General features: G+C 59.8%; 22 protein-coding genes and 1 pseudogene. 14 read left to right on the top strand and 9 right to left on the bottom strand.

The features are described from left to right. The first annotated feature begins 29 nt into the window (after nt 1-29). The 3 genes from minD (at nt 30) to F3H98_RS31175 (ending at nt 1,448) form a co-directional block, all read left to right on the top strand. Nucleotides 30-845, top strand: coding sequence for a septum site-determining protein MinD (minD, locus tag F3H98_RS20345; RefSeq protein ID WP_149762170.1), 816 nt, complete (start codon nt 30-32; stop codon nt 843-845). Beyond that, nucleotides 842-1,105, top strand: a complete 264-nt coding sequence (gene minE, locus F3H98_RS20340; protein WP_149762169.1) for a cell division topological specificity factor MinE — start codon at nt 842-844, stop codon at nt 1,103-1,105. Before minD ends, minE begins: the two co-directional genes overlap by 4 nt. Nucleotides 1,106-1,271: 166 nt before the next feature. Then, nucleotides 1,272-1,448: a hypothetical protein gene (locus F3H98_RS31175; RefSeq protein ID WP_188130491.1), complete on the top strand. Its 177-nt coding sequence runs from the start codon at nt 1,272-1,274 to the stop codon at nt 1,446-1,448. A 336-nt stretch (nt 1,449-1,784) separates the two neighbouring features. Here the strand turns inward: F3H98_RS31175 and F3H98_RS20335 are convergent, their stop codons facing one another. Then, nucleotides 1,785-1,988, bottom strand: a complete 204-nt coding sequence (locus tag F3H98_RS20335; RefSeq protein ID WP_149762168.1) for a response regulator — start codon at nt 1,986-1,988, stop codon at nt 1,785-1,787. A 167-nt stretch (nt 1,989-2,155) separates the two neighbouring features. On the opposite strand from F3H98_RS20335, the gene F3H98_RS20330 reads away from it, so the two are divergent. The 3 genes from F3H98_RS20330 (at nt 2,156) to F3H98_RS20320 (ending at nt 3,325) form a co-directional block, all read left to right on the top strand. Next, nucleotides 2,156-2,410, top strand: coding sequence for an AbrB/MazE/SpoVT family DNA-binding domain-containing protein (locus F3H98_RS20330; RefSeq protein WP_149762167.1), 255 nt, complete (start codon nt 2,156-2,158; stop codon nt 2,408-2,410). Next, complete coding sequence (locus tag F3H98_RS20325) at nt 2,404-2,724, top strand: type II toxin-antitoxin system PemK/MazF family toxin (RefSeq protein WP_149762166.1); 321 nt, start codon at nt 2,404-2,406, stop codon at nt 2,722-2,724. The genes F3H98_RS20330 and F3H98_RS20325 overlap by 7 nt, the downstream gene beginning before the upstream one ends. Nucleotides 2,725-3,073: 349 nt before the next feature. Continuing rightward, nucleotides 3,074-3,325 (top strand): type II toxin-antitoxin system Phd/YefM family antitoxin, encoded by a 252-nt coding sequence (locus tag F3H98_RS20320; RefSeq protein ID WP_149762165.1) that lies wholly within the window; start codon nt 3,074-3,076, stop codon nt 3,323-3,325. 115 nt (nt 3,326-3,440) lie between these two features. Here F3H98_RS20320 and F3H98_RS31170 read toward each other — a convergent pair whose 3' ends face one another. Next, complete coding sequence (locus F3H98_RS31170) at nt 3,441-3,620, bottom strand: hypothetical protein (protein WP_188130490.1); 180 nt, start codon at nt 3,618-3,620, stop codon at nt 3,441-3,443. A gap of 25 nt (nt 3,621-3,645) precedes the next feature. Here F3H98_RS31170 and F3H98_RS20310 point away from each other — a divergent pair, with 25 nt between their 5' ends. Continuing rightward, nucleotides 3,646-4,764 (top strand): Fic family protein, encoded by a 1,119-nt coding sequence (locus F3H98_RS20310; protein ID WP_149762164.1) that lies wholly within the window; start codon nt 3,646-3,648, stop codon nt 4,762-4,764. Nucleotides 4,765-5,129: 365 nt separating this feature from the next. Here the strand turns inward: F3H98_RS20310 and F3H98_RS32550 are convergent, their stop codons facing one another. Beyond that, on the bottom strand, nt 5,130-5,465 hold the full coding sequence (locus tag F3H98_RS32550; protein ID WP_425294861.1) for an isochorismatase family protein: 336 nt from the start codon (nt 5,463-5,465) through the stop codon (nt 5,130-5,132). On the opposite strand from F3H98_RS32550, the pseudogene F3H98_RS20295 reads away from it, so the two are divergent. The 3 genes and pseudogenes from F3H98_RS20295 to F3H98_RS20285 all read left to right on the top strand — a co-directional run. Next, nucleotides 5,347-6,270: pseudogene (locus F3H98_RS20295) on the top strand (nucleotidyltransferase family protein); the annotation flags it as partial. The gene F3H98_RS32550 and the pseudogene F3H98_RS20295 overlap by 119 nt on opposite strands. Nucleotides 6,271-6,565: 295 nt before the next feature. Continuing rightward, entirely contained in the window at nt 6,566-7,288 is a 723-nt protein-coding gene (locus F3H98_RS20290) for a DUF899 family protein (protein ID WP_149762161.1), read from the top strand. Nucleotides 7,289-7,381: 93 nt separating this feature from the next. After that, nucleotides 7,382-7,747: a VOC family protein gene (locus F3H98_RS20285; protein ID WP_149762160.1), complete on the top strand. Its 366-nt coding sequence runs from the start codon at nt 7,382-7,384 to the stop codon at nt 7,745-7,747. Between the two features lie 361 nt (nt 7,748-8,108). On the opposite strand, the gene F3H98_RS20280 is transcribed toward F3H98_RS20285, so the two are convergent. The 6 genes from F3H98_RS20280 to F3H98_RS20255 form a co-directional block, all read right to left on the bottom strand. Then, the gene (locus F3H98_RS20280) at nt 8,109-11,276 is read right to left on the bottom strand and encodes an efflux RND transporter permease subunit (RefSeq protein WP_149762159.1); all 3,168 of its coding nucleotides are present in this window, start codon (nt 11,274-11,276) and stop codon (nt 8,109-8,111) included. A 156-nt stretch (nt 11,277-11,432) separates the two neighbouring features. Next, nucleotides 11,433-12,641: an efflux RND transporter periplasmic adaptor subunit gene (locus tag F3H98_RS20275; RefSeq protein ID WP_188130488.1), complete on the bottom strand. Its 1,209-nt coding sequence runs from the start codon at nt 12,639-12,641 to the stop codon at nt 11,433-11,435. 60 nt (nt 12,642-12,701) lie between these two features. Continuing rightward, on the bottom strand, nt 12,702-12,977 hold the full coding sequence (locus F3H98_RS20270) for a hypothetical protein (RefSeq protein WP_149762158.1): 276 nt from the start codon (nt 12,975-12,977) through the stop codon (nt 12,702-12,704). Between the two features lie 134 nt (nt 12,978-13,111). Beyond that, nucleotides 13,112-13,450 (bottom strand): hypothetical protein, encoded by a 339-nt coding sequence (locus tag F3H98_RS20265; protein ID WP_149762157.1) that lies wholly within the window; start codon nt 13,448-13,450, stop codon nt 13,112-13,114. A 163-nt stretch (nt 13,451-13,613) separates the two neighbouring features. Continuing rightward, entirely contained in the window at nt 13,614-14,762 is a 1,149-nt protein-coding gene (locus F3H98_RS20260; RefSeq protein ID WP_149762156.1) for a porin, read from the bottom strand. Between the two features lie 543 nt (nt 14,763-15,305). Then, on the bottom strand, nt 15,306-16,268 hold the full coding sequence (locus tag F3H98_RS20255) for a helix-turn-helix domain-containing protein (protein ID WP_149762155.1): 963 nt from the start codon (nt 16,266-16,268) through the stop codon (nt 15,306-15,308). Between the two features lie 291 nt (nt 16,269-16,559). Between F3H98_RS20255 and F3H98_RS20250 the strand changes: the two genes are divergently transcribed. From F3H98_RS20250 to F3H98_RS20235, 4 genes are all read left to right on the top strand, one after another. Further along, nucleotides 16,560-17,246 (top strand): TetR/AcrR family transcriptional regulator, encoded by a 687-nt coding sequence (locus tag F3H98_RS20250; protein WP_244621805.1) that lies wholly within the window; start codon nt 16,560-16,562, stop codon nt 17,244-17,246. Nucleotides 17,247-17,681: 435 nt separating this feature from the next. After that, nucleotides 17,682-18,119, top strand: coding sequence for a hypothetical protein (locus F3H98_RS20245; RefSeq protein ID WP_149762154.1), 438 nt, complete (start codon nt 17,682-17,684; stop codon nt 18,117-18,119). A gap of 482 nt (nt 18,120-18,601) precedes the next feature. Continuing rightward, complete coding sequence (locus F3H98_RS20240; RefSeq protein WP_244621804.1) at nt 18,602-19,348, top strand: N-formylglutamate amidohydrolase; 747 nt, start codon at nt 18,602-18,604, stop codon at nt 19,346-19,348. Further along, nucleotides 19,345-21,213, top strand: coding sequence for a flavohemoglobin expression-modulating QEGLA motif protein (locus tag F3H98_RS20235; RefSeq protein WP_149762152.1), 1,869 nt, complete (start codon nt 19,345-19,347; stop codon nt 21,211-21,213). The genes F3H98_RS20240 and F3H98_RS20235 overlap by 4 nt, the downstream gene beginning before the upstream one ends. Nucleotides 21,214-21,227 lie beyond the last annotated feature (14 nt).

Here is a 21,227-nt window from a genome sequence, read left to right as displayed (position 1 = left end):
GGCGCTTGCAACACAACAGGAGAGGGTCAATGGGCAAAGTTATCGTGGTCACATCTGGCAAGGGCGGTGTCGGCAAGACCACGTCTTCGGCCGCACTTGGCGCCGCCCTTGCGCAAAACGGCGACAAGGTCGTGGTCGTGGATTTCGACGTCGGCCTTCGCAATCTCGACCTGATCATGGGGGCCGAAAGAAGGGTGGTCTACGATCTCGTCAACGTCATCCAGGGGGAAGCCAAGCTGACCCAGGCGCTGATCCGCGACAAGCGACTGGAGACGCTGTATCTGCTGCCGGCTTCGCAGACCCGCGACAAGGACAACCTGACGTCGGAAGGTGTTGAGATGGTCATCTCGGCGCTGAAGAAAGCTTTCGACTGGGTTATCTGCGACAGCCCCGCCGGCATCGAACGCGGCGCAACGCTGGCCATGCGCCATGCCGACATCGCCATCGTTGTGACCAACCCGGAGGTCTCCTCGGTCCGCGATTCCGACCGCATCATTGGTCTGCTCGATTCTAAGACACTCAAGGCCGAAAGCGGCGAGCGGATGGAGAAGCACCTGCTTCTCACCCGCTACGACCCTGTCCGTGCCCAGCGCGGCGACATGCTGAAAGTGGACGACGTGCTGGAGATTCTTTCAATCCCGTTGCTTGGCATCATACCGGAAAGCATGGACGTGCTGCGTGCATCCAATTTGGGATCCCCTATCACCTTGGCGGATGGGAAAAGCGTGCCAGCGATGGCCTATTTCGATGCGGCGCGCCGTCTCAAAGGTGAAACGCTGCCGGTCACGGTTCCAGGCGAAAAGCGGGGCTTCTTCGGCAAAATCTTCGGGAGGAAAGCGGCATGAACCTTTTCCGCTCCTTTTTCCGGTCTCCATCAGCTCCCTCCGCCCGCGAACGCCTGCAGGTACTTCTTGCTCATGAACGAGCCTCCTTCGGCGACTCCGATCTGGTCAACAAGCTGCGTGACGAAATCCTTGCGGTTATCGCCAAGCACATCCAGGTCGATGGCGACAAAGTCAGCGTCAAGATGGAACGCGGCGCGCAGGTCTCGACCCTGGCTGTTGATATCGAGATTCCATTTGAAACGACAAAAAAGGCGGCATGATCGCCGTGATTGTGTCCGGTCTCTGGTCGACCCAGGACGGGCAAGGAAACGATTTGCCATTTCGCATCGGGCAAAGGATTTGAAACCGCTCAGTCATTTTGGCTCAGGAACCCTCGTTACCCCGATGCTCCAAGCGACCGTGTCCGATCAGCAAAGGAGGAGCACAATGACCCGACTCGCACTTCTGGAAAGGTTAAAGGAAATTCAGCAGATGCCGAGATATCAGGGCCGTGACATCTCCACCATCAGTGCTGTCCTATCGAATCAGGCGCTGGCGAGGCATGTCGAACTCTGCGAGGAAGTCGCTGGCGTCACGCCACGGCTCGCGGCACAGGGTGGCTAGGCGAGGTGTGAAGATGCACTGTTCTTTCCGGGATTTTCGAAGGGTCGCGATTGCCGCCTTCTGAGATTCCTTGGTCAACACTCATTTTCGCAATGAAATCAAGGCGATAAATCCTGGTCGACGTGTGGTCACTGTTCGGTGCGATTTCACATGCGATTCCAGGCGCGCTACTGCCTTGCTCTGGGCTGAGTAAAACCCCTCGAGGCAAGTCGCCCTAGCGCCCGCCAACTCCGATTGTCGGCCAGAGCAGGCGGGAAGCGAAGTAGGCATTGAGCTTTGTTCGTACGCGAGCAATGGCGCGCATGCATACAGTGTCACCGCGGGCAGCGCTCACGCTCAATTGTTGATGATCAATGGCTCTGCGATGAAATCGCCAACGTTCATGAGGTTGACGTCGGTAATGAGAGCTCGAAAATCGGGAGTGGCTTCCAGTTTGCCGATCGCCGCTTCCTCGCTGCTTTGGGTGTCTGTCGAGAAGCCGCCATCGTACAGGGCGGCTTCTAACTCCAACTGGATTAGAGCATCGTCCTCGACAACCAAAACCAGAATATTTTCTATGGCCCGCCTTCTCAGCCCATCCCTCCAACTCCATAGAATGGAATTGGTTTCTGCGCGTGCTCTGGGCCTGGGCATCGCATAAACGTACTAACATTGTTGTAACGGTCGTGATGCGCTGCTATATGGGTTGTCAGATCAAGGAGACGGCAATGTTGAGCGCAGTCAAGAAATTCGGAAATTCCGCAGGGGTCATCATCCCCAAGCCGTTGCTTTCCGAACTCGGCGCGCAAGCGGGCGATAGTGTTGAGCTTCGCATCGAAGAGGGCCGGATCATCATTGAGCGTGTTGCCGGACCCGCCCGCAAGGGCTGGGCCGAGGATGCGCAGCGTCTCGCCGCCGACGCAGATGACGGACTTGCATGGCCCGAGTTCGGCAATGACGAGGATGCCAAGCTCACATGGTGAAGCGTGGTGATGTCTGGCTCGCCGCGCTGGATCCCACGGTCGGCAGCGAGATCCAGAGGACACGGCCTTGTCTCATCATATCGCCGCCCGAGATCCACGAGCATCTGCGCACGGTCATCGTTGCGCCCATGACCTCGGGAAGCCGCCCGGCAGGCTTCCGGGTGTCGGTGTCGTTCCAAGGGGTCAACGGCCTTATCCTCCTTGAGCAGTCCCGAGCGCTCGATAAGCGTAGACTGGTGAAACGGTTAGGGCAGGTTCCAGACGACGTTCTGACAGAAACCCTGCGCACGCTGCGCGAACTTTACGAGGAGTAGGGAAGGAAGCGATGGGGCTTCAGGACAAACGGCTGCACCAGGGCGACAGGAACGCGCAGCTTCTCGTTGCCGTCTGAGTCGTAAATGCCGATCATTTCCCTGACGTTCCATGCTGCCCGCCGTGCAAAACCTGCACTTCTTTCAGCCTTGATTCTCGCCTGGCGACTGCAAGGAAATAGTGCGGCGGAGGGAATAATTGTAAACTTACTTGTGTAGGCGTTATGCAAGTGTTGAGCCCTCTTTAATCCGCTGAGCCCCCTTCCAAGATTGTTCTTCCCCAATCGCCCGTCTCTTGTCGATGCCTGTCCAATGGATCATATGACTACTTTGGTCACCGGGAGGTTCCGCGATGAAAGAGATCCAGTTAAAGGACGCGAAGGCACAGTTTTCCCATGTCGTCGACGAAGCCGTAGCGGGGGAGCCAACTGTCGTCACCCGTCACGGTAAGAAGGAAGCCGTCATCATCAGCTACAGCGATTACGAGCGCCTTTCGAGGGTGCCGTCGCTCGGCTGGCTGCTGACGAATTCCCCGCTTGAAGGCGGCGATCTGTCAGTCCGGAGGCGAAAGCCCGCGCGGGTGCTGCGCAATCCGACGTTCTGACATTGTATCTCCTGGACACGAATGTAGTCAGCCTGCTTGCGCCGTTCGAAACGGCGGACACCCTGCTGACGAGGAGCTAGTTAACTGGATCATCGAACGGTCGACCGATCTTTGGCTATCCGTCATCACCGCGGCCGAGATCGAGGACGGTATAGCGAACGCCCAAACGAACCGTGTGGAAATGCAAATCGCTGTATGGTCGAGCATCCGAAAGAATGGCGATGCGGTAAATATCAAGACTAATCGCTGCATTCTCTGCGGCGATTAGTCTTGCCTTGCGGTGAATAAGGCGCATAATCTCCGTAGAGGATGCGGAGATTATGGTAAAGTACATTCACCAGTTGCCCGAATGGCCGACGTTCACGTGGAAGCCTGAAAAGCTCTCCCGGCTGCTCCCAGCCGTCCGGCACCGGCAGGGTCGGCTCTTTGGCCAGATGCAGGCCTTGGGTTTCCCGCTGCGGCAAGAAGCTATCCTGAAAACCCTGACGGAAGACGTTCTCAAATCCAGCGAGATCGAAGGTGAAATCCTGGATCGCGAACAGGTCCGGTCCTCGATTGCCCGCCGCCTTGGCATTGAGGCCGGAGCGGTGCTCCCCGCAGACCGCCATGTCGAAGGGGTTGTCGAGATGATGCTCGATGCCACGCAGAAGTTCCGTGCGCCGCTGACCGACGAGCGATTATTTAGCTGGCACGCCGCGTTGTTTCCGACCGGCCGCAGCGGCATGACCCGCATCGTCGTGGGCGCCTGGCGCGATGACAGGACAGGCCCCATGCAGGTCGTTTCAGGTGCGTTCGGCAAGGAGCGCATTCACTACGAGGCGCCAGCCGCCGACCGCCTTGGCCATGAGATGAGCGCCTTCCTCGAATGGTTCAATGACTGCGAAGACATCGATCCGGTCCTCAAGGCGGGCCTCGCTCATCTCTGGTTCGTCACCATCCATCCTTTCGATGACGGTAACGGCCGTGTCGCCCGCGCCATCGCCGACATGGCCTTGGCCCGATCCGAGGACAGCCCGCAGCGTTTCTACAGCATGTCGGCGCAAATCCGCCTGGATCGCAAGGGCTACTACGACATCTTGGAAAGGACGCAGAAAGCCCCAGACCTCGATGTCACGCCATGGTTGGAATGGTTCCTGCAGTGTCTCGACCGAGCCATAGAAGGCGCGGAACAAACCCTGGCCGACGTGCTCTTCAAAGCCGAGTTCTGGAAGCGGCATGCCGGCGAGACATTCAACGACCGCCAGCGCGACATGATCAATCGTCTCCTTGATGGGTTCGAAGGAAAGCTCACCTCCTCGAAATACGCGATCATAGAAAAGTGTTCACCGGATACAGCGCTGCGCGACATCACGGATTTGGTTGAGCATGGGATTTTGCAGCGGGACCCCGCAGGGGGCCGGAGCACGAGTTATCATTTAAAAGATCAGGAGACACACTGATTGCCGCTCCGGTTGTTGCCGGTCGGGCTCTATCTTGCTTGTGCTCGACCCAACCCATTCGGGTCTCGGCCCTATCGGGTAACGATCCCTAGCAGCTGCAAGGTTGTGTGGGTTGGTTAGCCGATCTTCACCAACTGCCCGTTCTTCCCAACTTCGTCTGGAAGCAAGGGGGCATTGGAACACATCAGGCAGCCACGAACCGCAATTTCCACATTCGCAAGCAAGCGCCACTTGGCCGATCACGCATTCGGTCTGCAGCAGATGACGCGCGTTCCAGCCGCATCTCCATCAAATATTTCTTGGGCGAAGTGTTAAGGTAGCTACCGAACAGGCCAAGTCCATGTTCGGGGAACCGAGAACGACGATCACGAGAGGCTGACCTCGCTCTGCAGCCTGTTCCGTCCAATCCTGGCCAAGTGTTTTAGCACCTCAGCCGTCGCGGCGACGGTGATCTGCTGCGGCATGCGGGGTAGTAGTAGATCCAAGGTCGCGCGGTGCGACTGCTCCGAAGAGCTCGCGACCGCATCGCCCAGAACGACAACCGGGAATCCGAGGTCGACGGCGTCCAGCACCGTCGCCAGTGTTGGTCCCTCGGATGATCCCGAGATTGCCAAGCGCGTAGAAGCCTTCCAGGAGATTAAGGAAGACCTCCGCAGTCGTCGGAAACTCGTCTCCACGCTGACACGGGAAGCCCGACTCATGGCACCCGATCGTCTTACTGGTGATGTGGTCGAGGCTATGGCCACAGCAGGCATCTTCCGTCTGAGAGGCGTTCTTGTCGGTACAGTTGCCTTCCAGACATATGCCGGGCACCTTGGTGTGAGGCTCCCCGGCGCCTCGTTGCAGACGGGCGATGCCGATTTCGCGCAGCACTATTCGATTTCGTCGTCAGTCGAAGATAGCCTGCCGCCGATCCTGGAAATATTGAGGAGCGTCGACCCGACATTCCGCGAGATTCCGCATCGATCTGATCCGCTTCGCGTGACACAGTTCCAGAACGCATCTAGGTACAAGGTCGAGTTCCTGACCCCAAATCGTGGGTCCGATGATTACACCGATAACGCAAGTCCAATGCCTGCGCTGGGCGGAGCATCGGCACAGCCTTTGCGTTTTCTCGATTTCCTGATCCACGAGCCTATCCGGACGGTGATGTTGCACCGATCGGGGGTGCCTGTGACTGTGCCGTCGCCGCAACGCTATGCGGTCCACAAGCTGATCGTCGCCTCTCGCAGGCAATCGGATCCCAACGGCATCGCCAAACGAGAGAAAGATATCTACCAGGCCAGCCTGCTCGTGGAGGCACTCCATGCCACGCGCCGACAAGATGATCTCGCTGAGGTTTTCGCAGAAGCGTGGGGCAGGGGACAGCACTGGCGCGAGGCGATCCAAAAGGGGCTACGCCTGACGCCTCCAAAGAAACGAGAGGAAGTTGAAGAGACAATCAGAAAGGCCCTGTCCGAGGTCGGTGAGGAATTGGACGGTTTCACTTTATCCACCAAGTCCTAGCCAACAAATATTGGGTACGGGAAACTCGGCAATGGGGCCGCGTTGCACCATTTTGCGCTCGCACCCAAACTTCTGGAACGGGGTAAGCACTAGACGTCGCGACACGATTTTGGAATACATCCAATTGGCGCACCGGACGAGATGAGACTGGGCACCGCTATGGTGACATACAATTTCTGTAGCGGCAGTCGCTTTGGCGGGAATACGATAGTCCGCCCATCGCGCGCGACAGCGATTCGGATGGAACCCTAAGGCGGGTGGCCAGTTGAAGGGGTTTGAACTGGGAGACGAGGTCATGGCCGACGGTTCCGCCCTGCAACCTGCCACTGCGATCGCTCACAAGAACCGCGCTCGCCAGCCGAACGAGAGCGCGGAGTACCGCAAGGCACGCGAGGCCCTGCTGGTCGAGGAGATCGAACTCAACCGCCACATCGCGCGCGTCGCCGCCCAGCGTCGCGCCTTGCCGCCTGGCGGCGAGGTGAAGGGCGACTATCAGTTTATGGGCGAAGCTAGTAGCGTGGGCGGCGCCAATCCCGTCGGCTTCGAGGCGCTCTTCGGCGATAAGGACACCCTGTTCGTCTATAACTGGATGTACGGCCCCAAGCGCCAGCGCCCATGCCCCATGTGCACCGCCCTTCTGAGCTGCCTGGACGGCAACGCCGATCACCTCCGCCAGCGGATCGCCCTCGCCGTCGTCGGCCTTTCGGCCATCGAGCGGCAGATCGCCTTCAAGGTCGAGCGTGGCTGGAAGAACCTGCCGCTGTATGCCGACGTCAACGGGAATTTCAGCCGGGACTACCACGCCATCATGGACGATGGGATCGACACCGCCGCCGAGAACGTCTTCACACGGCGCGACGGGACCATCCGGCACTTCTGGGGCGCGGAGCTGGGTTTCGAGTCGGCCGATCCGGACAAGGACCCGGCAACCGAGCCGGACCTGATGATGCTGTGGAACGTCCTGGACTGGACGCCGGAAGGCCGCGGGACCGACTGGTATCCGAAGATCACGTACTAACGGTCAGGGGTTCTGAGCGATGTGAAGGCGCGGTCTGCCTTTGGAAGGAACTGAATATACTGTCGCCGCGGATCAAAGACGGGAGAAGTTTGAATGATTTCCGTCCGATATATCGTTGCCGACGTCGACGGGGCGGTCGCGTTCTATCAAGACAATCTCGATTTCAAAGTCGACAAGCACAATCCGGGCAAGTTCGCCGCGCTGCTGCGCGGTGAATTCACGCTGTATCTCAGCGCCCCAGGTGCAGGAAGCGGCGGTCAGGCGGGCGGAGATCCGAGGCCTGGCGGGTGGAACCGGTTTATGATCGTTACGAACGAGCTCGACGTTCTTATCGAGCGGTTGCGCCGGGCTCATGCACGATTCCGCGGCGATATAAGCGACGGCGGCGCCGGCCGCGCCATCTTGCTCGAAGATCCATCGGGCAACGTCATCGAGCTATTCGAGTTCAAGAAGGTCTGAAGCTAGCGCACTTTTTGATGGTATGCCGGCGTTAACATTCATCCCAGCATTTCGCGCGAGCAATAGAGGCAGGCGGGCTATCCTCATCGACTACCGTGCATCACTCTGGCTGCACACAACCCTACGCGCTGATCTGGATCGCCGCCGAGCAGCAATGCGCCGTATCAGCGGACGTTCGTGACGGGCCGCAAAGGTCTTTTTTTGCCGAAGGCCGCTTAGCTCGCACTGTTGACCGTATGGGCAGTCGCTTCACAACCTTGCCGTTACGGTGGCCTTGCCGATGGGTATCCAGTTCGGGATCTACTCGGTTCAGCCGACGGCGAACCTTTCCTCCTAAGGCGCCGGCGGATGCCTTGCCAGCTTAGAGAGGCTTCTCCGTCGCGCCGTGCTCGCTCCAGGCGGCTGGGCTCTTGCGTACCATCTTGCGCAACGAGACATAAAACACTGGTGTCAGAAACAGCCCGAACAAGGTCACGCCCAGCATGCCAGCGAACACGGTGATACCGGTGACGGCGCGCACTTCGGCGCCGGCACCGTGACCGATGAGAAGCGGCACGGTGCCTGCGATGAAGGCGATCGACGTCATGATGATGGGGCGCAACCGGAGGCGGCAGGCTTCCAACGCGGATTCGACAATGCCCTTGCCCTGGATCTCCAGTTCGCGGGCGAACTCGACGATCAGGATGGCGTTCTTGCACGCCAGCCCCATCAGCACGACAAGGCCGACCTGCACGAAGACGTTGTTGTCGCCGCCGGTCATCCACACGCCGACCAGCGCGGAAAGCAGACACATCGGCACGATCAGAACGACCGCAAGCGGCAGCGTCCAGCTTTCATAGAGCGCGGCCAGAACCAGGAACGCCAGCATTACGGACAGAGGGAAGATGAAAAGCGCGGCATTGCCCTGCGTCGACTGCTGGAAACTCAGATCCGTCCACTCGGTGACCATGCCGTTGGGCAGCACTTTTGCAGCCAGCTCATTGACCTTGGCCATCGCTTCGGCCGACGACAGCAGCCGGGGATCGGCGTCGCCGATCACGTCGACGGCAGGATAGCCGTTATAGCGCATCACCGGGTCGGGCCCATAGGTTTGGTCGATACGCACCATCGAACCGATCGGCACCATTTCGCCCCGGTCGTTGCGGGTGCGCAGCTTTGCGATGTCCTCGACGCTGTCGCGGTACGGTCCGTCGGCTTGGGCGAAGACGCGGAACGTGCGGCCGAACCTGTTGAAATCGTTGACATAGGCGGAACCGAGGTAAGTCTGCACCGTGTCAAACAGTTCGGTCAGGGCCACACCTTGTGCCTTCGCCTTCACGCGGTCGACCTGCAGGTCGAGCTGCGGCACGTTGGACTGATAGGTGCTGATCGGGAAGGTCATGCCGGGGGTCTGCATGACCGTGCCTTGCAGCGCGCCGAGCGCATTCTGCAAGGCGCCATAGCCAAGCTCGGCGCGGTCCTCGATGTAAAGGGAGTAGCCGGAGCCGCTGCCCAGGCCGAAAACCGCGGGCGGCAGAAACGCGAAGGCAAAGCCTTCCTTGATGCTGGCGATCTTCTGGTTGATCTCCGCATTGATTTCCGCCGCACTGCGGTGGCGTTCGTTGAACGGCTTCAGGATGATGAACGAGACACCGGTGTTGGGCGTGTTGGTGAATTGCAAGGCGTTGAGACCGGGGAACGAGACCGTGCTGTCGACACCCTCGACCTCCAGCGCCGCTTCACTGATCCTGCGCAGCACGGCGTCGGTCCGCGACAGCGATGCGCCTTCCGGCAGCTTGGTGCCGCTGATCAAAAACCCCTTGTCCTGGCTCGGAATGAAGCCGCCCGGCACCGTCTGGAACATGAAGCCGGCCGCGGCCAGCAGCAGCACATAGACCGCGAAAACCCCGCCACGCCGGTTGAGGGTGCGCGACACCGCACCCTGATAGCCGTTCGAACTGCTCTTGAAGAAGCGGTTGAACGGGCGGAACAGCCAGCCGAACAGGCGGTCGATGAGCCGCGACGGCATGTCTTTCGGGGTGTCGTGGCCCTTGAGCAGCAAGGCGGCCAGCGCCGGCGAAAGGGTCAGCGAGTTGATCGCGGAGATCACCGTCGAGATGGCGATGGTCACCGCGAACTGCTTGTAGAATTGCCCGACGACGCCGTCGAGGAACGCCATCGGCACGAAGACCGCGCACAGCACCAGCGCGATCGCCACGATCGGCCCGGAAACCTCCTTCATCGCCTGATGCGCAGCATCGAGCGGGCTCAGCCCTTCCTCGATATTGCGCTCGACATTCTCGACCACAACGATGGCGTCGTCGACCACGATACCGATCGCCAACACCAGGCCGAACAAGCTCAGCGTGTTGATCGAAAAGCCCAGGAGATAGAGCACCGCGAACGTGCCGACGATCGACACCGGCACGGCGATCAGCGGAATGATCGACGCGCGCCACGTTTGCAGGAACAGGATGACCACCAGCACGACCAGCGCCACCGCTTCCAGCAGCGTCGAGACCACCGCGTTGATCGAATCGCGCACGAATACCGTGGTGTTGTAGACTGAGACCCACTCCATGCCCGGCGGAAAGCGCGTCGCCAGTTCGCCCATCTTGGCGCGAACGGCATCGGCGATTTCGAGCGCGTTGGCGCCCGGAGCCTGGAAGATACCGATGGCGATCGATTCCTTGTTGTCGAGCTGCGCCCGCAATGTGTAGTCGCTGGCGCCGAGCTCGATCCGGGCGACATCGGCGAGGCGAACCACCTCGCCATTGCTGCCTGCCTTGATGACCACATCGCCAAATTCCTGCTCGGTTTGAAGGCGGCCACGCGCATTGATGGATATCAGGAAATCGCTGTCGCTGGGCAATGGCTCGGCGCCGAGCTGGCCAGCCGACACCTGCAGGTTCTGCTCGCGCACCGCCCGCACCACGTCGCCTGCCGTGAGGCCGCGCGAAGCGACCTTGTCCGGGTCCAGCCATATGCGCATCGCATAGTCACCGGAGCCGAACACCAGCGCCTGACCCACACCCGGCAGGCGCGCCAGCTCGTCCCTGATCTTCAGGTTGGCGTAGTTGCGCAGGTAGAGGGAGTTGTAGGTGTCGTCCGGCGAGAACAGGTTGATGACCATGGTGAAGTTGGGCGATTGTTTTTGTGTGGTTACGCCCTGCCGGATGACCGCTTCAGGCAAGCGCGACTGCGCCTGGCTGACACGGTTCTGCACGCTCACTTGCGCAGAGTCGGGATCGGTTCCGGGACGGAAGGTGACGGTCATCAAAAGCACGCCGTCGGATCCCGCCACCGACTTCATGTACATCATGTTCTCGACACCGTTGATCGCCTCCTCCAGCGGGGTGGCGACTGTCTCCGAAATCTCCTTGGGATTGGCGCCGGGATAGACCGCGCGAACCTGTACGCTGGGCGGAACGACATCGGGATATTCCGAGATCGGCAGCAATGGCAGCGCGATCAGCCCGGCAGCGAATATGATGATCGACAGGACCGCGGCGAATATCGGTCGGTCGATGAAGAACTTGGAAAAGTCCATGGGAGCACACCCTTGTTCGGACGGGTCCGATTTTTTCTGCGACGTCCGAAACCTTGCGTCAGGCAGTTGTCATCGCTTGGTGCGATGCAGTCTGTACGGCGGCTCGGCCGGCCACCTTCCGGCCGGCCAACAACTGCCCCGGCCGGCCCGTCACCATCAGTTTGCCGAAGCCACCGGCTCGGGCTTCGGCTCCGGCGGCGCACCCATTTCGATAGGCTGTGGGTTCACCGGCATGCCCGGCATGAACACCTTCTGGATGCCATCGACGATCACCCGGTCCCGGTGCGCTAGCCCGGCGGTCACGACACGCAATCCGTCGGCCATGCGGCCAAGCTCGACATCCCTGCGCTGCGCCCTGTTTTCGGCATCCACCAGGTAGACATATTTGCGGTCCTGGTCGGTCATCACAGCCTTGTCGTCGATCAGCAAAGCCCTCGTTTCGCGCGCGCCTTCCAGCTGCACCCGTGCGAACATACCGGGAGAAAACCGCCGGTCTGCATTGCCGAGAATGGCCCGCGTGCGGATGGTGCCGGTGTTGGGGTCGACCTGCGTATCGGTGAAATCGACGCTGCCTTGGTGCGGATAGCCCTCCTCGTCGGCAAGCCCGACGCGAACCGCGTTGCGCGAAGCATTGCGTTCACCCAGGCGGGCAAGCGCGTTGTAACGCAGGAAGCTGCGCTCATCGCTGTCGAAGTAGACGTAGACCGGATCCTGCGACACCAATGTGGTGAGCAAAGTCGAATCGGCCTGCACGAGGTTGCCCGCTGTTACCAGCGCGCGCCCAGCGCGGCCTGAAATCGGTGAACGCACCTCGGTGAATTCGAGATTGAGCCGCGCGTCGGCGACCGCGGCTTCGGCCGCGTTCACCACAGCGTTGCTTTGCGCGACGGTCGCCTTGCGCGTGTCGGCCTGGTCGCGGGAAACGGCGTTGCTGGCCAGCAGCGTGCGGGCGCGCACGTCCTGGACCTGCGCCAGTTCGGCCGCACTGTGGGCGCGTTCAAGTTCGGCCAACGCCGCGTCGAGCTGGGACTTGTAGCGGCGCTGGTCGATCACGAAGAGAAGGTCTCCCTTCTTGATCTCCTGACCTTCAACGTAAGCAACGCGCTCCATGTAGCCGCTGACGCGGGCCCGCAGTTCCACCGCTTCGACAGCTGCGATGCGACCGGTAAATTCATCCCATTCGCGTACGGGCTTCGAAAGTACCTGGGCCACGCCGACATCCGGCGCCGGCGGCGGGGTTCCGCCTGCAGCTTCCTGACCGCAGGCACTTATGACAGCGCCGCTCATCACGATGAAGGCGAGTGTTATGAGCCGCCTGATTGTCTGCGTGACAAGCACAATGCGTCTTCCATCAAGCTGATCCATGGGTCATCTCTTCTTGAATTGGCGATCGTCCGTCGAATGGCGCGCTGTCCGCCGCGTGGGTCATTCACGGTCGCGCCGGTGCTGCATCGCGGGCACGGTGACCGTGTTGGTGAGCGACGACGTCGGCGTCGGATCCGGAGCATCCAGACCGTGGAGCAGGAGCCCCGCGAGCAGAACGAGGTAGACGGCCATCGCCGCAGCCAGGTGGGTGATGTGTCCCGCCTGAAATAGGTCGCGGTAACGTCCGCGCGCAGCACCATCGAACTGATGATCCCAGGCAGCCGGAACTGACGGAATGCTGTCGTGTCGGTCGTCTATGAGTTCGCGCTGTTTCATGGGATCGTTCTTTGTCAGTTCGGCATGCTTCGCATCGAATGTTACTAATTGGTAACATCGGGATTGTTACTCCCGAGTAACATCAGTGTCAAGCGCCGCAACAGATGCTATGAAAGCATCCTGACATTGTGGCTCTATCGCCGGGAGAAGGCCGCGATGGTGGCCTTGCAGATCCTATTGAGCTTTCGGCGCGCGACTTCGGTCTGGTTGTCACCGCTCCGAACGCCCTCGGTGAGCAACATCAGCGTATCGGCCAGAATATCGGCCTGGTCGATGCCGGCACGCCGGCACAATTCAGCCAATCGCCTGAGGTGACTTGCCCGCGTTTCCGCGAACCAGCCCGGCCTTTCGGCCATGTCGAAGGAAGCCGAGCGAATGGTCGAGCGCAGCGTCGTCACGCGGTCCACCCATGCGTTCAACTGTTCGACCGAATCGGCATCGATTCCGAAGTGAGCCTTTTCGCCTGAAGACATCCGTTTCCAGTCTCCATTCTGCAGTCCCGGTCACGCAACGAGCCGGGCCTCTGTTGCAAAAAGCCGACAAAAGCGGCCGGTAAGGGCCAGCCATACGGCTGGCCCTTACCGGCCGGAACACGCAAACCGTGTTGTTCACCCGGCTTCCGGTTTGTTCAGCGGATCAGAAATTCCGCTGGAAGCGGAGGAAGCCGCCGAACTCGCCATCGTCAAATGCGTTGGCGGTGTTGTCGTCAAAGTTTTCCGCGTAGGCGATTTCCGGCGTGATGGTGAAGCCGGGAACCAGTTCGTAAGCGACGTTGGCGACTGCCGAGAAGGTCTCGAAGTCGTCATAGGCGAGCTGGACGTTGATTGCGGCCTTCGGCGACACGACGTAGCGACCGCCACCCCAGACCGCCCAGGTGCCACCCCAGTTGCCGTAGTAGTTCGGGCCGGCGTCATCGACGCCGCCGACATCTTCAGCGGACTTGTAGCCGGCCATGACGAACAGGCTGAGGGCTTCCGTCGCCTTCACGTCCAGCTTCGCCTTGACCGCGAACTCTTCCCAGACCGCGTCATAACCACCGACGACGTGGACACCGCCCCAGCCGCCCGAGTAGCCCACACCGGCAACGACATGCGGGACATAATCGTCCAGCGTGTAGTCCACGCCCGAACCCTCTTCGACGGCGACCGCGGCGGTGAAGCCGTTGTCGGTGTTGAAAGTGTAGGAGATCTGGTGCGTGTCGTACGGTCCGAACGGAACCGCGAAGTCGTCGTTGATGATGGTGCCGGCGTAGTCGGTGAAGGTCGTGAACAAGGAATCGGTCTTACCGACCCGGAAGCCGCCGAGCTCGATATAGGCATGGTTCAGGATGAACTCGTCGGCGGTCGAAACGACCGGGCTCTCATTAGTGCCGTCACCGTCGAGATCAACGCCGCCTTGGTTGGTGTCCCACTGGAAGCGCAGCGCCGCATAGGCACGCAACGTGCCGAGTTCGGTCTCGGTACGGGCGTCGAGGTTCAGCTGGATACGGGCACGTTTGTAGTAGGTGTCGTTCTCGTTGTAGTCGCCGTTATCGGCCCAGTCCTTCTTGTCGTAGGACGTGAGGCCGAACAGGTCGCCTGCGCCGATGTCGTAACGCATGTAGCCGCCGATCTTCAGGCAGGTTTCGGTACCCGGGATGTAATAATAGCCGGCGCCATATACGTCGCAGACGCGAACGTATTCGACAGGCTCCGGCTCGGCGACGACGACCGCATCCGCCGCCTGTGCCGAGGTCGCCGCGAAGAGCGCGGCGGCCGAGCCAAATAGAAGTTTCCTTATCGACATATCGATCTCTCCAATTGTCCAAAGCGGTCTAAATCCCCGCTTCACAACGCCTATCCGCAAGCTGCCGAGAGGATCAAAGGACAAAACTGGAGGTATTTTTTGCGGGTCTTAGTGAGGCAATTTTGCAACGAAAACGCCTGTCACCGCATGAAATCCAAATGCACTGAAAGATCAAATTTTGCGATTTCCGGCCATCCGGGGGAAATTTCGATACTCTCCAGAGGGCCCATAGTACGCGCGATAGGCGCCAAGAAATCGATGAATGCGCGAAAATTCCCTCGAACTCAAAAAAATTGGATTCCAATTCCAAAATTTCCGACGTCGGCTTTAGGAATTGGAACCAGATATGTTCTTTGACTTGTAAAGTATGAGTTGACAATGTGACCGTGCTTTTCCTGATCGACGCAGAAGGACTGCTTTGAAAAGGAGGCAACTGATGCGTTTTCATCTCCAGTCAACGCAACAACGAGACCCCGCTTTCCCTGAGCGGGGTCTATTCTTACGTCGCTATGAGTGCGATAACAGCGCTATGTGCGGGCGACCCTAGTAATCGAACGGAAGCAGGTCGTAATCCCCGTTGGCAAGATGCATGTCGAACTGCGCCCGCGCCACGTTCATGGCGACGATGCTCTCGAAGACATCTTGGAGCTGTGGCAGAATCTGGACTTGCCTGCCCCCGTCCTGCAGCAGACGGACAAGTCCTTCCGCTTCGGCCTTTTTCATAAGCCGCCGGATATGCGTTCTCGACACGCCGAACAGCGGCCCGATCTCGTCGAACGGAAATTCGACGACACGCTCGTCGGCCGACGCCCCATCCATCGACATCAGCTTGAAGAGAAGGATGGCGCCGCCATCCGAGGCCGCGAACAAATGCGAGCTACTGATGCTAGAGATCAGCGAACTTCTGTTCAGCAGCGAGTGCAGGCTGGCAGCGAAAAGGCTTTCGAGAAAGTCGCGGTCGTCGATCAGGGCGGAATAATTTCGCAGCGGAAACAACGTATCTGCCGAAGTCAGGGAAACACGAACGATGTCCCTGGCGCCTTCTATCAAAAGCTCAGTGGGAACGATGTGCAGCGCCCGCCTGTCCTCCTGATTTTCGACGCGTTTCACGAGGCCTATCCGCTCCAGAAGCAAGACGGTCGCCGCGGTCGTGTTCTTGCTGCACACGCCCATCGCGGTCGTCAGGCTCTGGATCGAGGAAAGAGCTGTCGTCATCGCCCCGGCGGCGGGAGTGGTGACGCACGGATTCGGCTCGCGCTTCCCGAAATGCAGCGACAGAATGGCCATGCATATCGTCTGGCGAGCGGCATTTGCCATGGCCCTGTTCACGACAAAGCGGCCTTCGAATAACTTCACCATACCGCGCGCATGATCGTGCGCGGCGACTGGAAAGTCCGGGTGCCAGCGCAGGATGCGAATGCGCTGCTCGAACCACTGCGTACGGGTCTCGTGGCTGATGCCGTGCAGCGTCTGCGGTAGCGAAACAGGGCGAAACGGGGCATTCATCTGGTGTGTCCAGGTTTTTTCGGCAACAGAGCGACAGCGTCGGTATCAGGGGGATATCAGGCCCCAGGGAAGCGCTTGATGCGGCGGATTGACTATTTCCGGTTCTGGGTGCCCAACTGAATGGCTGCCCGATAGAGCGAGGCGCCCGTTCAGGCTTGCACAGGCGACAGCCGCGGAAAGACGCGCCGCACGGACACCTGTCAGGGCATACATCGTCGCGAATACGGGGGCAGGATGTTCAGAAAGGCCGATCAACAATAGTGTCCCCCGGTTTCCGCTCGCGGCATCGAATTGACAGCGGGCCAGCCAGCATGTTACTCGACTGTAACATCGCGATTGTTACTGGTGGGTAACATTATGTCAAGAACCGAACTACACGATCCTGACATTGCCCTGCACAGCGGATGTGATGGGGAGATCAAGCGCCCCCCGCGCGAACGAATTCTCAACAGCGCGAGCGAACTCTTCCGCACGCACGGAATTGGCGCTGTCGGTGTCGAGATCATCGCCGAACTGGCGAACTCCAACAAAATGACGCTCTACCGGCATTTCGGTTCAAAAGAAGAACTTCTGTGCGCATGCCTGCGCATGCATGCCGAGAAGACGACCGAGATCTGGCAGTCGCTCGAGGATCGATATCCCGGCGATGCCGCGAAACAGCTGCGCGCCTGGGTCGAAGAAGTAACCGACGTAGTGTTTTCGGATAACAGCGCCTGCCTGCTGGCCAATGTAGCGGTCGAGCAGAAGGACCCGAACCACGGCATCCACAGGATCATTGCCGACGCCAAGGAGGCCTACAGGGTCAAGCTGACCGATCTGTGCCGGCGCGCCGGGGTGGCGGAGGCCGAACAGCTTGCCGATGCTTTGACGCTTTTGTTCGAAGGCGCCAGGATCATCAGCCAGAGCGCGGGACCGGACGGACCGCATCAGAAACTGAAGCAATCCTGTCTCGCGATGATCAACGCATTCTCGCGTTGATCGGTGTGAGAACGGGTGACCTCGATAAATTCTATATTAGGCCCGCCGTCCCCTCACCGGGTGGCGGGCTTTTTGCGCTTTCTGCGGTCCTTTCGAGAGAATCCGTGACAGTAGCGTCAGTTCTCAATCCTTTCGGTTATGCCGATGCAATCCAATCGCGCAGATCGCGGATGCTGAAGAAAGGGGCTCGTCACATTAACTTGGGCGTCCGGGCTCGGGACATATAGGCATCGAGTTCGGCGTCGACGAACAGCCACGCATTTTTCATGCACTCGCCAATTGAACTGGCCGGATCCTTGCGAAGCGTCCACGTTTTCGTGAATGAAGCCCTCCAGGCATCATCGTGATTGGACTTCACGATCCGTTTAAGTCACGCTGACCATAGACATAAGTCGGAAATGGGTGGGCCAACTATCGTCCGAATAGGAGGCCAAAATGAAGCACCAGACTCTCGAAGAACTGCAGATCGTCGCCGAGGTCGATCAGGCCTACCTGCACCAGGCCATGTCGCGCAGCGACCGTCTTGAACGCTGGGCGGAGCTCCTTGAACGGAATCCTGACCGGCGCCTCTCGACGCTCCACCAGACCGAGTATCAGCCGGCTAGCGCGCGCGCGGCAATGCGCGGCGACGACTCGCCGATCTCTGTCGCTTTCAAGGATCCTGTCCTCCGCGCCGCCGGGTTGGAAAACGACAGCTACGGCGAAGCGAAGCGGTTCTTCGAACTGACCGACAGGCAATTGCACGAGATCATCTGCTATTGCCATTTCGGCGCGACGGTGAAGGCCGCAACGGCCGCTTGTCACATCCGTGCGGCGATTGCCGGGAGAGAGCCCGGCATACTTGCTCGCTTGCGCGAGGCGCTCGTCGGATAAAGCCGGCGACGCTTTCGCAGCATCATTTGTTGAAGCGGCTCGTTGGGCCGGCGGAGCGCATTGGCAAATTTCTGAGCGCCGTCGTCTTCGCCGGCACCTGCATCCCAACTGATCGATGCTGTTGCGGTAACCGATCTCGGCGACCAAGCTGGGGTAGCTGTTGGGCCAGATTTGCCGCGACCGTAATCGAGAAATTGGAGACAAAATCGAATCTTTGCGTCGGGGCCATGGGGCGCAAGTTACCGACCCACTTCTCGACCTAGCGCTTGCAACTTCCCGAGCCCTTAGTACAGGATGGAACGAAGATTCCGCAGATGACGTTTATCATGCAAGGTTCCCTCGATAGTAAAACCCGGCTTGTGCGACGAACCGGAACCGTCTGCCCCCTCCGCGCATTTCGGTAGATCGTGATTAAACCCACTTACGACAAAGGTCAGAGCGGGTCACTTGCAGGTTGGACAATCAAGCTCGGTGATTCCCCCGTGATCGGCACGGCGATCCACAGTGGGTCCGAAGTTGGGCGCGCTTGCCAATCGCTCATGTGTATCTCCGGCCCTGATCGGCAGCGGGAAGAGGATCCCTTCACCGAGCACTTTATCGCTGATTTCCCAACGCAGATCATCGTTCATCGATCGCGCTTTCAAGTCGATCTGAACCGCCCGCGCGAAGCTGCGGTCTATCGGTCGCCGGAGCAGTCCTGGGGCCTGAACGTATGGCGAGAGCCACCGGCCGAAGACATTGTGAACGAGTCACTCGCCTTTCATGACGCATTCTACGGCGAGCTCAAGCGTGTCGTTGCCGATGTCGAGAAGCGTTACGGCAGGTTCGTCCTTGTCGACGTCCATAGTTACAACCACCGGCGCGAAGGGCCCAAAGCAGTGCCTGCGTCGCAAGATGTCGCCCCGGACATCAATATCGGCACATTCTCAATGGACCGCGCACGCTGGGGGCCGGTTGTCGACGCCTTCATGGAGGCGCTGCGCGCCCAGCATCTCAACGGCGAGCCGATCGACGTGCGCGAGAATGTGTCTTTCCAGGGCAAGGGCGAACAGACCCGTTTCGTCCATGCCAATTTCCCCGAGACCGGGTGTGCCATCGCGGTCGAGTTCAAGAAGATTTTCATGGACGAATGGAGCGGCGGCCCCGACTGGGCAGCAATCAAACGCTTGCGCACCATGCTGGGGTCAACGGTGTCCGTCCTTGAGGCCGCACTGCGGCGCATGCCATGAATCCGAAAGTCGTTGAGGCTACGCTTCCGTTGGCACAAATCGAATTGGACCTGGAAGCGCTTGTCCGGGACGGCAAGCCGATCCGCCGCGAGTTCGGCGCCGGCAACCGTTTGCATATCGATCGGCCGCTGCCCTTTCTCTGCGTCTATGTCGGGTCGCATAAGAATGCGGCGTTCCAGATTGTTTCGGCCAACGCGTCCTATCTGATCGTGGCCGACATTGACTTCGCCGGCGGGGTTGCGCAGCTGGTAGCGCAAAGGATGCGCGATCATTGCGGCGCATTCCTCGTGCTCGACGTTGGCGAGTTGGCTGAAGACCGGTTCCTGACGGAGGACGTACCGTTCCTGCCGCCTTTCGAGATTGCACTTTCTAGCGGCGACACGGCCGCAGAAAAGGCGGCGCTCAAGCGCTTCGCCGCCGCCACGGCCGGACGCGAGGCAAAATACCGCACGCCCCGCGTGGAAGAATTCAATCCCATGACAAGCGCCGAAGCACGGCTCTTGAATGGTCTCGATGATGTGGCGAGGCTCGCGGTGCGCTTCGCGCCGATCTACAAGGTGCCGGGCACCGAGCGCATCTATCCTGAATTGCGAGAACTTATCGTCGCCAATATGGTGGATTCTGCGCTTCAGGCCGTCAGCGCCTTTCTGAAGGCATCAAAGCTGGAACAGCCGGCAACCCATCGTTCTCTGGGGCGGCGAGCCTATATCGACGCTGTCGTGCGCGCCGACCGGGCAATCGACAGAGTTGCGTCGACATTCGATTTTCTGCTTGCCGTGACACCGATCAACGCCGAACCGGCTTGGCTGGCATTCCGCGCAGGCAGCTTCCAGCATGTGCCCGCACTGCTCTACAGGCCGCTCGAGTTCGAGGTCGCCGCCCAGAAGCGGAAGCTCTATTCGGTCTCACTCGACCATCTGGAAGATCCGCTCCTGACCAAATTGCTCTCCGAAAAGCAGCAGGAACTCGATCTCCAGCTGTCGATGCTCGCGGCCCGCGAAACGCCCCGCTTCGTGGAACTCGGACGAGCACTCTATGGCAGCGTCGAGCCGAGCCTGGCAGCGAGGGCACGCACCATTCTCGAAAAGACGCCCCGCGTTGCGTCGGCATTCCGGCAGAAAGGATTGGACGCTGACGCTGTCGCCGCAGCCGCGCGAGAAATGATCGCCGGATACCGCGATATCTACTCCGATTTCGATGCTTCCGTGGAGATCCGCGGCGACCTGCCGGCCGGCCTCCTCGTCTCTCGAAACAGACTGCTGGTTTCGCGCGATACTAAACTTCCATCGGAGCGTCTGACTGCGCTGCTTAGTCACGAGATAGGCGTTCATCTGCTGACCTATTTCAACGGAGATGCTCAGGGGCTCGCCATCTTCCGCAACGGGCTCGCCGGCTACGAGGGGATGCAGGAGGGACTGGCCGTGCTGGCGGAATATCTGGCCGGCGGCATGACCGCAGCGCGGCTGCGGCAGATCGCAGCCAGGGTCATCGCGTGTCAGGCAATGCTCGAGGGCGCAACGTTTGAGGAAACCTTCCGCATTCTCCATAGGGATTTCGGTCTCGATGATCGCAATGGCTTCAACATCGTTCTGCGTGTCTTTCGAGGCGGTGGTCTTTCAAAAGACGCCATCTATCTACGCGGCGTGGCGCAAGTTCTCGACCATCTGAAGAATGGTGGCAGCCTCACACCGTTCTGGATCGGCAAGATCTCAGCCTCGCATTTCGGCGCGATCCAGGAACTCAACGCGCGCGGATTGTTGCGTGCGCCGCGCCTCGAACCTGCGTTCCTCTCTTCCGACGCGGCGCGTTCGCGCCTCAAGAAAGCGATGGCGGGGATCGATCCGATCGATATGGTTGAAACTTGAGCGGAGCTTCCCCA

It is taken from the genome of Neomesorhizobium albiziae (genome assembly GCF_900114255.1).
Classification (GTDB): Bacteria; Pseudomonadota; Alphaproteobacteria; order Rhizobiales; family Rhizobiaceae; genus Neomesorhizobium; species Neomesorhizobium albiziae.
Note: the sequence above shows the minus strand (reverse complement) of the source record. Positions and strands in the feature narration are given on the sequence as shown.

What these genes read in the sequence shown, in the direction of transcription:
- F3H98_RS20330 (WP_149762167.1), top strand. Translation starts at nt 2,156, where the DNA reads ATGTTGAGCGCAGTCAAGAAATTCGGAAATTCCGCAGGGGTCATCATC.
- F3H98_RS20245 (WP_149762154.1), top strand. Translation starts at nt 17,682, where the DNA reads ATGAAGCACCAGACTCTCGAAGAACTGCAGATCGTCGCCGAGGTCGAT.
- F3H98_RS20255 (WP_149762155.1), bottom strand. Translation starts at nt 16,268, where the DNA reads ATGAATGCCCCGTTTCGCCCTGTTTCGCTACCGCAGACGCTGCACGGC.
- F3H98_RS20320 (WP_149762165.1), top strand. Translation starts at nt 3,074, where the DNA reads ATGAAAGAGATCCAGTTAAAGGACGCGAAGGCACAGTTTTCCCATGTC.
- F3H98_RS20290 (WP_149762161.1), top strand. Translation starts at nt 6,566, where the DNA reads ATGGCCGACGGTTCCGCCCTGCAACCTGCCACTGCGATCGCTCACAAG.
- F3H98_RS31175 (WP_188130491.1), top strand. Translation starts at nt 1,272, where the DNA reads ATGACCCGACTCGCACTTCTGGAAAGGTTAAAGGAAATTCAGCAGATG.
- F3H98_RS20325 (WP_149762166.1), top strand. Translation starts at nt 2,404, where the DNA reads ATGGTGAAGCGTGGTGATGTCTGGCTCGCCGCGCTGGATCCCACGGTC.
- F3H98_RS20310 (WP_149762164.1), top strand. Translation starts at nt 3,646, where the DNA reads ATGGTAAAGTACATTCACCAGTTGCCCGAATGGCCGACGTTCACGTGG.
- F3H98_RS20265 (WP_149762157.1), bottom strand. Translation starts at nt 13,450, where the DNA reads ATGTCTTCAGGCGAAAAGGCTCACTTCGGAATCGATGCCGATTCGGTC.
- F3H98_RS32550 (WP_425294861.1), bottom strand. Translation starts at nt 5,465, where the DNA reads ATGAGTCGGGCTTCCCGTGTCAGCGTGGAGACGAGTTTCCGACGACTG.
- minE (WP_149762169.1), top strand. Translation starts at nt 842, where the DNA reads ATGAACCTTTTCCGCTCCTTTTTCCGGTCTCCATCAGCTCCCTCCGCC.
- F3H98_RS31170 (WP_188130490.1), bottom strand. Translation starts at nt 3,620, where the DNA reads ATGCGCCTTATTCACCGCAAGGCAAGACTAATCGCCGCAGAGAATGCA.
- F3H98_RS20275 (WP_188130488.1), bottom strand. Translation starts at nt 12,641, where the DNA reads ATGGATCAGCTTGATGGAAGACGCATTGTGCTTGTCACGCAGACAATC.
- F3H98_RS20280 (WP_149762159.1), bottom strand. Translation starts at nt 11,276, where the DNA reads ATGGACTTTTCCAAGTTCTTCATCGACCGACCGATATTCGCCGCGGTC.
- F3H98_RS20260 (WP_149762156.1), bottom strand. Translation starts at nt 14,762, where the DNA reads ATGTCGATAAGGAAACTTCTATTTGGCTCGGCCGCCGCGCTCTTCGCG.
- F3H98_RS20270 (WP_149762158.1), bottom strand. Translation starts at nt 12,977, where the DNA reads ATGAAACAGCGCGAACTCATAGACGACCGACACGACAGCATTCCGTCA.
- F3H98_RS20235 (WP_149762152.1), top strand. Translation starts at nt 19,345, where the DNA reads ATGAATCCGAAAGTCGTTGAGGCTACGCTTCCGTTGGCACAAATCGAA.
- minD (WP_149762170.1), top strand. Translation starts at nt 30, where the DNA reads ATGGGCAAAGTTATCGTGGTCACATCTGGCAAGGGCGGTGTCGGCAAG.
- F3H98_RS20285 (WP_149762160.1), top strand. Translation starts at nt 7,382, where the DNA reads ATGATTTCCGTCCGATATATCGTTGCCGACGTCGACGGGGCGGTCGCG.